Genomic DNA, 13638 nt, shown 5'->3' with positions numbered 1-13638 from the left:
GGCCGCGCTGCCGCTGCTGGCCGCGCTGGACCTGCGGGGGTGGCGGACGTGGACGGGGCGGTGGGTGCTGGGCGCGCTCGCGCTGGCGCTCGCGGCGGGGCTGTTGTCGGACCAGATGCTGGCGGCGTTCGCCTGCGTCGCCCTGCTGCACCTCTTCCTGCTGGCCGCGCTGGTTTTCCTGCGGCCCAGCCTGAAGCGTCTGCTGATTGGCGCGGCGTGCGCGCTGCCCTTTATGGCAGTGGCGTTCTTCGCTTTGTCCTCAAAGGTGTCCCCGCGCGAGGAGATTGGTCTCTTCTACGGCTGGCTGGGCCTGGCGGCGGCGCTGTGGACGCTTTCCTTTGCGGTGCGAGAGAAGAACCGTTTTCTCGCCGTGGGCGCCGTGCTGCTGGCGGTTTCCGGCTGGATGTTTTTCCTCGACCGGTACACCGCCGCGCCCCGGGCTGTCATGATCCTGTGCGTGGCCTGCTATTACGGGGCCCTGTGCCTGGCCGCCTTTGGCGCGCGGGCGCCCCGCCGGAAACACGAACTGCCCGACGGCCTCTGAGCGTCGAACCCGTACCCCCCGAGAAAGGAGGGCGAACCCCATGCCCCACCGCATCCTTCCCCCCGCGTTCTTTCTGCTGCTGGCCGTCGGCTGCGTCCTTGCGGCGCCCGCCGCACGCGCCGGCGACCTGGCCGACTTTTCGCGCGCCGTGGTCCTGACGCGGCCCGGCGAGCTGCCGCCGGTGGAGGAGACCGCCGCAGTGGTGCTGGTGGAAGAGGTGGAGAAGCGGACGGGGCTGCGCCTGGAGCGGGCGACCGACTGGCCCGGGGAGGACCGCCCGGTGATCGTGGTGGCCGCGCCGGAGAAGGGCAAGGTGCGGGGATGGGCGCGCCCGCTGCCGGTGCGCAAGGGGAAAGACCTGCCCGAGCGCCGCACCGACGGCTACCGGCTGCTGGTGGAGCCGGGGCGCGGCGGCGCGGCCCCGGTGGCGTGGGCGCTGGGCGCGGACCCGCGCGGCGCGCTCTACGCCGTGGGCGCGCTCCTGCGCCACGCGGACTGTTCGGAGGGCGGCCTGGCGCTGCCTGCGGCGCTCGACCTGGCCACGGCCCCGGCGTCGCCGATCCGCGGCCACCAGCTCGGCTTCCGCGCCACGGCGAACTCGTGGGACGCGTGGGACGCGGCGGGCTTCGACCGCCACATCCGCGAGCTGGCCTTCTTCGGCATAAACGCAATCGAGAACATCCCCTTCCAGGACAAGCCGTCGTCGGTGATGAAGACGACGCGCGAGGAGATGAACGTGCGCATGAGCGAAATCTGCGCGCGCTACGGCCTGGAATACTGGATCTGGGCGCCCGCGACCTTCGATCTGGGCGACACGGCGCAGCGCGACGCGCTGCTGGCGGAGCACGACGCGCTCTACGCCGCCACGCCGCGCCTCGACGGCGTGTTCTTCCCCGGCGGCGACCCCGGCGACAACCCGCCGGACAAGGTGCTGCCCTTCCTGGAGGACCTGTCGAAGGTGCTGAAGCGCCGCCACCCTGAGGCCCGCATCTGGCTCTCCCTCCAGGGCTTTGACCTCGCCCAGACGGGCCAGGTGCTCGACCATGTCAAGGACCACACCCCGTCCTGGCTCGGCGGTCTGTGCGGGGGGCCGTCCAGCCCGCCCATCCCGCTGCTGCGCAACCGCCTGCCGGAGCGCTACGGCCTGCGCATGTACCCCGACATCACGCACAACAAGCTGTGCCAGTACCCCGTGCCCTGGTGGGACCAGGCCTACGCGCTCACCCTGGGCCGCGAGGCGATCAACCCGCGCCCCGAGCAATACGCCTACATCCACAACTGGTTCGCCCCCTACTGCGACGGGTTCATCACGTACTCCGACGGCGTCCACGACGACCTGAACAAGACCGTCTGGAGCGCCCTTGGCTGGGACCCCGCCACGCCGGTGCGCGACATCCTCACGCAGTACGCCCGCGTGTATTTTGGCGCGGCGGACACGGAGCGCGCGGCCGACGGCATCCTCGCGCTGGAGAACAACTGGCGCGGGAGCCTCGCGGCGAACGGCGCGGTCAACGGCACCCTGCGGCTCTGGCAGGAGCTGGAGCGCGGCCATCCGGAGCGGGCGGACAACTGGCGCTGGCAGATGTGCCTCGTGCGGGCGTACTACGACGCGTTTGTCCGCGCGCGGCTGCTCAACGAGACCGCCCTGGAGCGCGCCGCCAACGCCGCGCTTCTGGAAGCCGAAGTGACGGGCCCTGAAAGCGCCATGGCCCGCGCGGCGGACATCCTGCGCCGCGCCGAGACCCAGCCCGCCGCGCCGGAGCTGCGCGGGCGGGTCGTGCGCCTCTACGACGACCTGTACCGCTCCATCGGCCTCCAGTCCAGCGTGGAGCAGTACTATGCCAGCGGTGCCGAGCGCGGCGCGTCCCTTGACTTCCTGGACATCCCCCTCAACAACCGCTGGTGGCTCGAGGACGAGTTTGCCAAGGTCGCCGCGATGTCCTCCGACAAGGATAAGGTTGCGCGGCTGCGCGAAATCGCCCTGTGGGAGGATCCCGGCCCCGGCGGGTTCTACGACGATATCGGCCACACGGCGCGGTCGCCCCGCATCCAGCGCGCCGAAATCTTCTTCAGCAACCCCGCCGAGGAGGCGCGGCCGGAGCCCCTCTTCTGGTGGCTCGACAACGGCAAATGCCGCCAGCGCCTGTCGTGGCAGGTCACCATGGACTGGCCCGAGGCCGCCGTCTACGAGGGTCTCGACCCGAAGGGCGACTATGTCGTGCGCACCTGCGGCTACGGGCAGGAGGTCCTGCTGGTGGACGGTGCGCGCGTGGAGTCCGACAAGGAAAAGACCGAAATCGGCGAGGTCCGCGAGTACCGCGTGCCGAAAGAGGCCGTGAAAGACCGCAAGCTGGTCGTCACCTGGAAGGCCCCCGCCGGCGAGGAAAGCCTCGGCTGGCGCCAGCGCTCCCGCGTGGCCGAAATCTGGCTGGTGAGGAAATAGGACGCGCGCCTAGTCCATGTCCGGGTCGGCGGCCGTGAGCGCCGTGACCATCCAGACGAGGAACAGGAACAGCGTGTAGATGAGGATGTTCTCCCACAGGGGGAACGAGTAGCGCGTGTTCATGGCCTCGGACCAGGAGCTGCCGATGGATGCGCCCGCGGCGGCGGCCGCCGCCTTCTTCGCGGCGTAGACATACTCCCAGCGCACGAGGAAGCCGATCCCCGTGCAGAGGATGGGCAGCCAGAACAGGTAGGGCCAGAGCAGCGTGGTGTACTGGAACCGCGCCGACGACGCGTCCTCCAGCCGCTGTCCCGACAGCCCGTCGAGCAGGAGCATCGCGCCCATCCACAGGTTGCCGAGGAAGAACCCGGCGAAGGCGGCGATGGCCACCTTTGCGTGGACCTTGGTCCACGTGTACCCGGCCCCGGCGACGATCTCGCCCGGCGCGTCAGGGAAAACGCCCACGAGCGCGATGCCGAAGCCGCCGACGACATAGAAGAACCCGAAGACCCAGCTCGCCCAGGGGGACACGGCGGAGAGGCGCCTGCGGAGGTACAGCGTGACGGGCAGCATGCCCAGCCCCCACATCACCATGCCCACGGAGAACAGCCACCACCACTGCGGGCTGTGCTTGTCGGCCCAGCTGCCGAGGAAGCTGAAGGTGTGGGTCATGATGCTGTAGTGGTGGTCTTTGGGGTAGCCCACCCACGCGCTGAAGATCAGCGCCCAATACACCGCCGACAGCCCGTACATGTACTTCCGGATCGCGCCCGGCTCCAGCTGAAACACTGCCATTTCGATGAATCCCATGTGGGCGGCCGTCCGCGCCGCCGTGAAACGCGCCGCATTATGCCCTTTCCCGACCCGCCCGGCGCAAGCCGGAAAGGGCGAAGCTCAAATTTGAGAATTCACAGGGGGCGTGGGGCGGCGCGGGCCAGCTCCCCGCGCACGGCGAACCATGCGGGCACGGCGTAAACCGCCGCCAGACCCCACAGAAGAAACCACAGCCCGGAAACCTCCGCCAGGGAGGCGCCCAGCTGGTTGATGCGCACGAAGCCGAGGGCGCCGGGCGTGGCGGGCAGCAGCATGGCCGCCCAGCGCAGTCCCACGGGCAGGGTCTCGAGGGGCCATGCGAAGCCCATGAGAAACACCATCGGCACGGACGTGAAGAGCAGGGCCGGGATGGCGTCGTCGGGCGAGCGGAAGAGGCCGGCCAGGGTGATGCCGAGCATGGCGACGGCGACGAGGAAGGGTGCGAGGAACACCATCGCCGAAAAGGGGTCGCCGGGCGAGGGGAAGTCGTAGGCGCGGTAGACCACGGTGAGGTAGAAGAGCGGGTAGAAGCTGTACCAGGTGACGTAGGCGAAGGCCCGCCCGACGAGCACGGCCAGGGCGCCGGCGTTTGCGGCGGAGGCGACCAGCCCCTCGCGGCGCGCGCCGCCCATCACGGCGACGCCGATGAGCAGGGTCTGCTGCATCACGAGGATCAGCACGGCGGGCACCACATAGAACGCATAGCCCCCCGAGGGGTTGAACAGGGGCCGGGCGTCCACGCGGACCGTCTCGCGGGCCTGGAGGGCCCGCCGTTCCCCGAAGTCCGCCGCCGTGAGCCGCCGGATTTCCACCCCCGCCGACAGGGTGGCCGCCGCCTTGTAGAGGCCGCCGAGCACCTGCCGGTAGGCGAGGAACCAGGTGGCGTCGGCGAAGACCCCCACCGCCGCCTGCTCCCCCCGCAGGACGGCGCGCTCGAAGCCCTCCGGAATCACCAGCGCGCCGCCCGCGCCCTCCAGCATCACGCGGTCGCGGGCCGCGGCGAGGTCCGGCGCGGGGGCGGCCAGGCGCACCTCCTCCGTGGCGTCGGCCCAGCGCAGGAGCCTGCGGCTCATCGCGCTGCGGTCGAGGTCCACCGGCACCACAGGCACCTCCCGGATCACCTGGTTCGTGTACGGGAGCGGGTACATCATGCTGTAGACGAGGAGCCCGCCCAGAAAAACCAGCAGCGTGCCGGGATTGCGCAGCACGGCGAGGTATTCGTCCCGGATGACGGCGGCGAGGCGTCTCACAGGCGGCCCCACGAAGCCGGGTCGCGGAGCAGGCGGCCCAGCCGGGGCACATACACCAGCGGCGGCAGGAACACGAAGGCGCACAGGGCGGCCATGGGCGCGAGGGCCGACGCCGGGGGCGCGCCCTGCGTGCACTGCTGGAGGACGATCTGGAGATAGTGTGTCAGCGGCAGGCTCAGGCTCCACACCACGGCGGGCGCGGACAGGCCGGCGGCGGGGAAGGTGACGCCGGCCACGGCGAAGGCCGGCCCGCAGTAGAACCCGGCCAGGCTGTTCGCGATGCGGATGTTCGCCGTGAGGGCGGCGAAAAGGAGGCCCATGGACTGGTAGGCGAGGACGAAGAGCACCGTGGCCCCCGCCAGCACCCGTCCGTCGCCGCGCATCGGCGCGCCATACCACCGGAGGGCGACGGTCCACATGAGGACGGACATGCAGAGAAAGACCAGCGTGTACGGAAGCAGCTTTCCGAGGACCGCCACGGCGGTGCCGCCGCCCGCCGTGTCCAGCCACTCCCCGGCGGTGCGGCGCCGCAGCTCACCCGCCGCCGCCCGCACCATCACCACGACAATGAACCCCTGCAGCAGCGTCGGCAGCAGCGCGGGCAGCAGGAAGAGCCCGTAGCTCGTGCCCGGGTTGAACAGCCCGCGCTGGTCCACAAAGATGGGCTCGAGCCGCGTTTCCGCCTGCGCGGGCGCCTCGCCGCGGGCGATGCGGGCGCGCCGCTCCATTTCGCCGCCCACGGACAGCACCGCCTCGCGGACGGCGCGGTTGATCAGTCCGCTCGTCAGAAACCACTGGTTGTTGAAGAAGACCGTCACCGTCGGCGCGTCCCCCCGGAGGGCGTCGCGGGAGAGTCCGGCGGGCAGGTGGATCAGGCCGTAGGCGTCGCCGCGCCGCACCGCCGCGGCCCCCTCCGCCAGATCATGCACCCTGAGCGACGCGGCCAGGGCGGAGGTGGCGTCCACGGCGCGGACAATGCGGCGCGACAGGGCGCTGCTGTCCTGGTCGCACACCGCCACAGGGATGTCGCGGGGGATGTCCTGGGAGAAGACGGCCGTCATGAGCAGAAAGGTGGCCGGGGGGAGGACGAACAGAAAAAGCACCATGAAGGGGCTGCCCGCAATGCGCCGCGCCTCGCGGCGGACCACGGCCCGGAAGCCCCGGCGGACCGGGGGGATGGCGGGTTCCGTCCCGCTCATCGGTCCGTCAGGATCCGGCGGAGCCAGGCAAGCGGGTCGGGCTGCGGCTCCTCGCCCCAGGGGACCACGACGGACATGCCGGGCCGCAGGCCCTCCGCGGGCGTGACGGGCCGCGCGCGCACCTCGAAGGTCTTCAGGTCGAAGCCCCCGGCGATGTTGGTGGCGCGCCAGGTGGCGAAGTCGCCCAGGGGGGCCAGGTAGCTCACCTCCATCTCCAGCTCCGCGCCGTTGAGCGCGGGCACGCGGCCCGTGAGGCGGTCGCCGAGCTTCATGCCGCCCAGCCAGTCCTCGCGCACCGAGAAGGTCACCCAGCAGTCATCGGGGTTGATCATTGTGACGATGGGCATGCCCGCCGCGGCGAGTTCGCCCAGGCTCACGATGTGCTCCACAATCTCCCCGTCCATCGGCGCGGTCACCCGCGCCTCCCCGATCAGCGACTCCACCTCGCTCACCGCGCCCGCCGCCTGGTTCACCAGCGCCTGCGCGGCGCGGCGGTCCTCCTCCTGTGCCCCGTTGAGCGCCATGTCGTACTGGGCCTTGGCGGCCTCCACCAGCTTGCGCGCCATGTCGCGCTGCGCCTGCACCTCGTCGCGCCGCTGCGCGGGCACCACGCCGTCGTTGAACAGCCGCTCCACGCGGGCGAAGCTCTTCTCGGCCAGTTCGGCGCCTGCCTGCGCCTGGAGCCACTGGCTTTGCGCCATGCGGATCTGCTCCTCCCGCGCGCCGCCCTCGGCCTTGTCGCGCTGGGCGCCCGCTGCCTCCTGGACGGCCCCGGCCTGCTGCCGCTTTGCCTGGAGCTGGGGGCTGTCGAGCACGGCGATGACATCGCCCTTTTTCAGGCGGCCGCCCTCCTCCGCCAGCATCTCCTCCACGCGCCCGGGAATCTTCGCCGAGACGCTGATCTTGCGGGTGTCCACCTCGCCCTGGAGCAGGCGCGGGCGCGGCTGCACCAGCAGCCAGCCCAGGCCGGCCACGGCGGCGGACAGCAGCACGAGAAAGAACAGGGCGGCGAGGCGGCCTTTCATTTCGCGGGAGTCTCCTTGGGGTCGGGGGGCGCGGGCGCGGGGAGGTCCAGCGCGGGGACGGCGGGCGCGGGGGCGTCCACGGGCACGCCGCGCGCGATGTAACCGCCGTGGGCGTCCGTCCTGCCCGCGGCCTCCAGCAGCCCGAAGAGGGCGGTGTCAAAATCGTAGGCCGCCTTGAGCCGGCCGAGCTGGGCGCGGGCCAGGGACACCGAGGCGTCCACCACCTCCACGGACGTGGCCACGCCCTCCTCGAAGGCGCGCATGCGCACGCGCAGGTTCTCCTCCGCGAGGGCGAGGGTCTCTTTGAAGGCGTCGTGCTGCTCCAGCGCCTTGGCGGCCTCCTGCCGCCGCACGGCCGCCAGCGACCGCAGGTCGCGCCGCGCCTTTGCCGCCAGCAGCGCCACGCGGTCGGCCTGGGCGCGCGCGGCCGCCGTCCGGTGCTTCGCCTGGCCGCCGTCGAACAGCGTGTACTCGGCGCCGATGCCCGCCGCCCATTCGGGGTCGAGGAGCGTCAGGTCGTTGGGAAACAGTTCGCGCAGGCCGAAGAGGTAGACCGTGGGCAGGGCCGCGCCCTTCTCGGCGCGCACGCCCTCCTCCGCCTGGCGGCGCAGCGCCTCCAGCGCCTCCAGCGCGGGGTGCCCGCGCTCCACGGCGTCCTGAAACCATTCCACGGGCTCCAGATCGCGCACGATAAAGAGCGGCGTGGCGGGGTCGCCCGGCGAGGGGTCCGCCAGCGCGTTCGCCAGGCCCTCGGCGGCGATGGCCGCGTCGCGCTCCGCGGCCGACTGCTCCGCCCGCGCGTTGGCCAGGGCCACCTCGGCGTTCAGCGCCTCCACCCGGGCGATGATCCCCTCGGCGAACAGCCGCGCCGCGTGGCGGTGGTGCCGCTCCATGGCGGCGGTCTTCAGCGCCGCCACCCCCGCCGCCTGCCGGGCGAGGCGCAGGCCGAAATAGCGCCGGGCCAGCTCCGTCACGAGCTGCTGGTCCGTGTGGTTCAGCCGCGCGGCCGCCTCCTCCGTCTTCGCCGCCGCCGCCGCGTTCGCCGCGTCTATCCGCCCCCCCGTGTACACGGGCCAGGCCACTTTTACCTGGCCCTTCATAAACTGGTCCTCCTGCACCCGGTAGGAGAATCCGACGCTTTCCAGGTCAATGCTGATGCGGTCGTTGAGGAAGGTTTCCCGCGCCTCCACCGTCACCTTCGGACTGCGCAGCCCCTTCGCCTCCGCCCCCTCCTCCAGCCGCTGGCGCACCTCGGCCCCGCCCGCCGCGAGGGCCTCGTTCCCCGCGCGCATCCGGCGCACGGCCTCGCCGAAGTCCAGCGGACCGGGTTCGCCCGCAGCCAGCGGACCCGCCGCCAGCAGCAGCGCCGCGCACAGGCATCGCCGCGCCCCCGTCATTGTGCGTAGACCCCCGACAGGCGGAGCCGGTTCAGCGTGGCGGCCAGCGTCTCCGCGTCCGCCTCGTCCGGGTGGATGACCCACCAGTTCAGCGAAAACAGCAGCATGCCGACCACGGCCCGCGCCGCCACCCGCGGCGACATGGTCCCGTCCAGCAGCCCCTCTGCGGCCTGGTCCAGAAAACGCCGCTCCTGGATCGCCACCATGCGGTCCATGATCTCCGTGCTGATGTGCCAGCGAACGGCATCCGGGTCGAACAGGATGCGGCAGAGTCCGGGGTGCTTCTGGGCGAAGGAGATCATGATGTCCGTCTGGAGGCGCACCGCCCCGCCCACGTCCATCGCAGCGTCGCCGGCGACGGCATATAGCTGCGCCAGCAGTTCCTCCAGCCCCTCCATGAGGATGGCACGCACCAGCCCCTCCTTGTCCTTGAAGTGAAGGTAGAGAGTGCCCACGGCCACGCCCGCCGCCCCGGCGAGGGCCGTGCTGCGCGTGCCGGCGATGCCCTGGTCGGCGAAGAGGGCGGTGCCCGCCGCCATCAGCCGCCGCCGCGTCTCGATTTTGCTGCGTTCCCTGGCGTTCATGGGTTGCGTCGCTCCGATTAGAACCGTGTTCACTGAATCATCGCATATTCAACGGGCGCGGCGCAAGGTTTGGGATGCTCAGGGCAATCGCACTAATAGGCCCCGCGAGAAACGCCTGCGAGTGGCACGAATGTCTCTCGGTGATGCGATTCTGTCCTTCTTGTCCCAACGGGACATCCGCATAGGATCCAGGCAGGCCGCTCCCCATCCTTTCAGCCCCGGGTCCGCACAGCGCGCAGCGCCTTGGAGTGCGGCAGCTTGCTGCCGCCGTTCTTCGCGTGGGCTTGCCCGCGCGGGGGCACACGAAAGACGGCGGTGGCCGCGCGTGCCCCCAGGGCCGGCACGGCACTCCCCGCCGCAATTTCGGCTGCCCCGTTGGGGCATGATCCTTCTTTCCCGGCAACCCAGGGCAGGCCTGGCCCTTCGGGCGGCGGCCTGGCCTGGGCTATATTCGGCAACGCTTTCAGCGTTGAAGAGGTCGGGCCGCGGGCAATTACCGGACTTCATCCCAAAAGCACCCACGGATATTGGCGCGATGGCCCTGTTGGGGTGCTGGCGGCGCCCTTTTTCCCCGCCGGGAGCGGGGACGTGGTACACTTCCCGTTTCTTGAACGGCGGGAAGAGGCCCTTTCTTGGAACACCTCCTTTCAGATGCCGGGGCGGCCGTTTTCTGGCAGACCCTCGGCGCGGCGGGCGCGCTCATTTTCTACGGGCGTTTCTACCTCCAGTGGTATGCGTCGGAGCGGCGCGGCCGCAGCGTGATCCCCGTGGCCTTCTGGTACCTTAGCGGCGCGGGGTCCCTGATTCTCCTGCTCTACGGCGTGTTTTACCTCAAGTCGCCCGTCGGCGCGCTGAGCCACTGCTTTAATAGTGTGATCTACGCGCGGAATCTGGTGCATATCTGGCGGGAGAAGGGGATGCTGACCCGCCGGCTGAACTGGGGGTTCCAGGGCGGCGTGCTGCTGTTTGTGGCCGTGGGCGCGGCGATGGTGGCCCATGTGTGGCTACACCGGTACCAGTCGCAGGCGGGCCTGCCGGCGGGGGAGATCGCCCGGGCGTGGGCGTGGGTGGCCGTGGGCGTGGCGGGCCAGGGGCTGTTCGCCCTGCGCTTCCTCATCCAGTGGGCGGCCACGGAGGCCCGGCGGAAGAGCGTGGTGCCGGCGGTGTTCTGGCACATCAGCCTGGCGGCGACGCTGCTGCTGCTGGCGTCGCACCTCCAGCAGCGGGAGTGGCTGTACGCGCTGGGGCTCCTGACCACCGCCCCGGTCTACGCGCGGAACATCTATTTCACGCACCGGGGCCGCGCGCCGCAGGCGGGGGACTGAGCCCCGAAACGGGAAAATCTTGATTCCCCCCGGACGGCTTGTGTATGCTAACTGCGGTGTCAATTGGAAGGCGCGGGACGCCCCGCGCCCTTCTCCAGGCCTGTCATTTCCGCAAAAACCGCCCGGACAGGGCGGAGTTGCATCCTCCCGCAGGGATATGAGGGCGGCGCGGGCGTGTTGGCACCGGAACCCGGAACCTCTCACGACAGGAGAAAAGAAGCCATGCCCCAAGTTCCAATGCGTCAGATTCTCGATGAGGCCGCCAAGGGCGGGTACGGCGTTGGCGCGTTCAACGTCAACAACATGGAGCAGATCCAGGCGATCATGGAGGCTGCGAACGAGACCAACAGCCCCGTGATCATCCAGGCGAGCTGCGGCGCCCTGAAGTACAGCAAGATGATCTACCTCAAGAAGCTCATGGAGGCGGCCGCCGAAGAGTACCCGCACATCCCGCTGGCGGTCCACCTGGACCACGGCCGCGACATGGGGACCTGCCTGGAGGCCATCGCGCTCGGCTTCACCTCCGTCATGATTGACGGCTCCCTGCTGGCCGACGGCAAGACCGTGGCGACCTACGAGCAGAACGTCGAGATCACGAAGCGCGTGGTCGAGATCGCCCACATGTTCGGCGTGACGGTCGAGGGCGAGCTGGGCGCGCTGGGCGGGATCGAGGACGGCCACGGCGCCGGCCTCTCCGACGACCAGCTCCAGGACCACCTCACGAAGCCGGAGCAGGCCGAGGAGTTCGTCGCGTTGACGGGCGTGGACGCGCTGGCCGTCTCCATCGGCACCAGCCACGGCGCCTTCAAGTCCACGGTCAAGGACGCGGACGGCAACGTGCTGCCCCCGACGCTGGCCATGGACCGCATCCGCGAGATCCACAAGCGCATGCCGAACTGCCACATGGTCATGCACGGCTCCTCGTCGGTCCCGAAGGCGCTGGTGGACATCATCAACCAGTACGGCGGGAACATGCCCGGCACGGCCGGCATCCCGGTCGAGAAGATCCGCGAGGGCATTGACCACGGCGTGCGCAAGGTCAACGTGGACACGGACAGCCGCCTGGCCATGACCGGCGCGATCCGCAAGGTCTTCGTCGAGACCCCCGGCAAGTTCGACCCGCGCGACTACCTGAAGCCGGCCCGCGAGGCGGCCAAGCAGGTCTACCTCGACCGCATGGTGGCCTTCGGCCAGGCGGGGCACGCGGACGACTACAAGCCCATGTCCCTCGAGGCCGCGAAGAAGCTGTACAAGAAGTAGGCCCCCCAGAAGCATTTTCACGGGCGGCCCCTCCACTGCGGGGCGGGCCGCCCGTTTTTCCAAGACACGGACATTTTCGAAAAACGGCCCCCTGACGGGGCAACACGAGAAAGGACTGGCGCCATGTGCGGAATCGTAGGGTACATCGGGGACAAGAGCCCGGTTGAAGTCATCATGACCGGCCTGCACCGGCTCGAATACCGGGGGTACGACTCCTCCGGCGTCGCCGTCGTCGGCGAGAACGGCCTCGACTGCGTCAAGAGCGTGGGCAAGCTGAAGATCATGGACCAGAAGCTTGAGGAGCACCCGCTGAAGGGCAACCTCGGCATCGGCCACACCCGCTGGGCCACCCACGGCGTGCCGAGCGAGGCGAACTCCCACCCGCACTTCAACGGCGCCAAGACCATCGCGGTCGTCCACAACGGCATCATCGAGAACTACTACGATCTGCGCGAGCAGCTCCAGGCCGCGGGCGTCGTCTTCCGCAGCCAGACGGACACCGAGGTCATCGCGCACCTGGTGGACAAGTACTACCAGGGCGACCTCTTCGCGGCGGTCAAGCGCGCGCTGAAGGACTGCGAGGGCGCCTACGCCATCGGCGTCATCTGCAAGGACAACCCGGACGTGCTCGTGGCCGCGCGCCACGGCAGCCCGCTCATCGTCGGCCTCGGCGAGAACGAGGGCTACATCGGCTCCGACGTGCCCGCGATCATGAAGTACACGCGGAATGTCATGTACATCGAGAACGGCCACGTGTGCGAGATCACCCGCGCGGGCGTGAAGATTGAGGACGTGGACGGGAACCCGGTCTCGATGGAGGTCAAGACCGTCGAGTGGGACGACGCGGCCGCCGAGAAGGAGGGCTACCCCCACTTCATGCTCAAGGAGATCCACCAGCAGGGCGCGGTGCTCCGCAACACGCTGGCCGGCCGCATTGACGAGCACTCCGACTCCGTGCGCCTCACGGACATGAACATCTCCGCCGACGAGCTCAAGGCCTGCAACAAGATCTTCATCGTGGCCTGCGGCACCGCGTGGCACGCCGGCATGGTCGGCAAGTTCCTCATCGAGAAGTTCGCCAAGGTCTCCGTCGAGCTCGACCTCGCGTCCGAGTTCCGCTACCGCGACCCGATCATCCCGCCGAACAGCATCATGATCCCCGTGTCGCAGTCCGGCGAGACGGCCGACACCCTGGAGGCCATCCGCATCGCCAAGAGCCGCGGCGCCAAGGTCGCGTCCATCGTGAACGCCGTCGGGTCCTCCGTGGCCCGCGAGTCCCACGGCGTCGTCTACCAGCAGGCCGGCCCCGAGATCGGCGTCGCCTCCACCAAGGCCTACACCTCCCAGTGCATGTGCTTCGCCCTGTTCACCATCTGGCTCGGCCAGGTGCGCGGCACCCTGGACAAGGACCAGGTCGCCATGATGATCCGCGAGCTGCGGACGGTCCCGAACAAGGTGGACGAAATTCTGAAGAACCAGGACAAGGTGAAGGAGCTGGCGAACCGGCCCGAGTACCGCGACGCCGTCGGCGCCTTCTATCTCGGCCGCAACTACAACTTCCCGTCGGCCCTTGAGGGCGCGCTCAAGCTCAAGGAGATCTCCTACATCCACGCCGAGGGCTACGCCGCCGGCGAGATGAAGCACGGCCCCATCGCCCTGGTCACCAGCACCTTCCCCGTGGTCTGCGTCGCCGTGAAGGGCGAGACCTACGAGAAGATGGTGTCCAACATCCAGGAGATCCGGGCGCGCGCCGGCCTCATCATCAGCGTGGCCACCGAGGGCGACGAGAGCATCCAGG

11 protein-coding genes are annotated in these 13638 nt (G+C 69.9%); 5 read left to right on the top strand and 6 right to left on the bottom strand.

All coding sequences use genetic code 11. The annotated features are described in order from the left end of the window. Together GXY15_13380 and GXY15_13375 are read left to right on the top strand one after the other, a co-directional pair. A partial coding sequence (locus GXY15_13380) for a hypothetical protein (protein NLV42202.1) occupies positions 1 to 544 on the top strand: 544 nt, incomplete at its 5' end. 79 nt (positions 545 to 623) lie between these two features. Next, positions 624 to 2987: a hypothetical protein gene (locus tag GXY15_13375; GenBank protein NLV42201.1), complete on the top strand. Its 2364-nt coding sequence runs from the start codon at positions 624 to 626 to the stop codon at positions 2985 to 2987. 9 nt (positions 2988 to 2996) lie between these two features. Here GXY15_13375 and GXY15_13370 read toward each other — a convergent pair whose 3' ends face one another. The 6 genes from GXY15_13370 to GXY15_13345 all read right to left on the bottom strand — a co-directional run bounded on the left by GXY15_13370 (position 2997) and on the right by GXY15_13345 (position 9255). After that, positions 2997 to 3782: a DUF998 domain-containing protein gene (locus tag GXY15_13370; GenBank protein ID NLV42200.1), complete on the bottom strand. Its 786-nt coding sequence runs from the start codon at positions 3780 to 3782 to the stop codon at positions 2997 to 2999. Positions 3783 to 3895: 113 nt separating this feature from the next. Then, entirely contained in the window at positions 3896 to 5050 is a 1155-nt protein-coding gene (locus tag GXY15_13365; GenBank protein ID NLV42199.1) for an ABC transporter permease, read from the bottom strand. Further along, positions 5047 to 6249, bottom strand: coding sequence for an ABC transporter permease (locus GXY15_13360; protein NLV42198.1), 1203 nt, complete (start codon positions 6247 to 6249; stop codon positions 5047 to 5049). The genes GXY15_13365 and GXY15_13360 overlap by 4 nt, the downstream gene beginning before the upstream one ends. Beyond that, positions 6246 to 7274, bottom strand: a complete 1029-nt coding sequence (locus GXY15_13355; GenBank protein NLV42197.1) for an HlyD family efflux transporter periplasmic adaptor subunit — start codon at positions 7272 to 7274, stop codon at positions 6246 to 6248. Before GXY15_13355 ends, GXY15_13360 begins: the two co-directional genes overlap by 4 nt. Next, positions 7271 to 8671: a TolC family protein gene (locus tag GXY15_13350; GenBank protein ID NLV42196.1), complete on the bottom strand. Its 1401-nt coding sequence runs from the start codon at positions 8669 to 8671 to the stop codon at positions 7271 to 7273. Before GXY15_13350 ends, GXY15_13355 begins: the two co-directional genes overlap by 4 nt. Next, complete coding sequence (locus GXY15_13345; GenBank protein NLV42195.1) at positions 8668 to 9255, bottom strand: TetR/AcrR family transcriptional regulator; 588 nt, start codon at positions 9253 to 9255, stop codon at positions 8668 to 8670. Before GXY15_13345 ends, GXY15_13350 begins: the two co-directional genes overlap by 4 nt. A gap of 632 nt (positions 9256 to 9887) precedes the next feature. Between GXY15_13345 and GXY15_13340 the strand changes: the two genes are divergently transcribed. The 3 genes from GXY15_13340 to glmS form a co-directional block, all read left to right on the top strand. Continuing rightward, positions 9888 to 10580 carry a hypothetical protein gene (locus tag GXY15_13340; GenBank protein NLV42194.1) on the top strand — a complete coding sequence of 231 codons (693 nt, stop codon included), beginning with the start codon at positions 9888 to 9890 and terminating at the stop codon, positions 10578 to 10580. A gap of 222 nt (positions 10581 to 10802) precedes the next feature. Then, on the top strand, positions 10803 to 11840 hold the full coding sequence (locus GXY15_13335; protein NLV42193.1) for a fructose-bisphosphate aldolase class II: 1038 nt from the start codon (positions 10803 to 10805) through the stop codon (positions 11838 to 11840). Positions 11841 to 11963: 123 nt separating this feature from the next. Continuing rightward, on the top strand, positions 11964 to 13638 hold a 1675-nt coding region (gene glmS / locus GXY15_13330), incomplete at its 3' end, for a glutamine--fructose-6-phosphate transaminase (isomerizing) (protein NLV42192.1).

The sequence above is a fragment of the Candidatus Hydrogenedentota bacterium genome, from assembly GCA_012730045.1.
GTDB lineage: Bacteria > Hydrogenedentota > Hydrogenedentia > Hydrogenedentales > CAITNO01 > JAAYBR01.
Note: the sequence above shows the minus strand (reverse complement) of the source record. Positions and strands in the feature narration are given on the sequence as shown.

Excerpts from the sequence above, each read along its gene's own strand:
- GXY15_13335 (NLV42193.1), top strand. The coding sequence starts at position 10,803 with ATGCCCCAAGTTCCAATGCGTCAGATTCTCGATGAGGCCGCCAAGGGC.
- GXY15_13345 (NLV42195.1), bottom strand. The coding sequence starts at position 9,255 with ATGAACGCCAGGGAACGCAGCAAAATCGAGACGCGGCGGCGGCTGATG.
- GXY15_13350 (NLV42196.1), bottom strand. The coding sequence starts at position 8,671 with ATGACGGGGGCGCGGCGATGCCTGTGCGCGGCGCTGCTGCTGGCGGCG.
- GXY15_13370 (NLV42200.1), bottom strand. The coding sequence starts at position 3,782 with ATGGCAGTGTTTCAGCTGGAGCCGGGCGCGATCCGGAAGTACATGTAC.
- GXY15_13360 (NLV42198.1), bottom strand. The coding sequence starts at position 6,249 with ATGAGCGGGACGGAACCCGCCATCCCCCCGGTCCGCCGGGGCTTCCGG.
- GXY15_13355 (NLV42197.1), bottom strand. The coding sequence starts at position 7,274 with ATGAAAGGCCGCCTCGCCGCCCTGTTCTTTCTCGTGCTGCTGTCCGCC.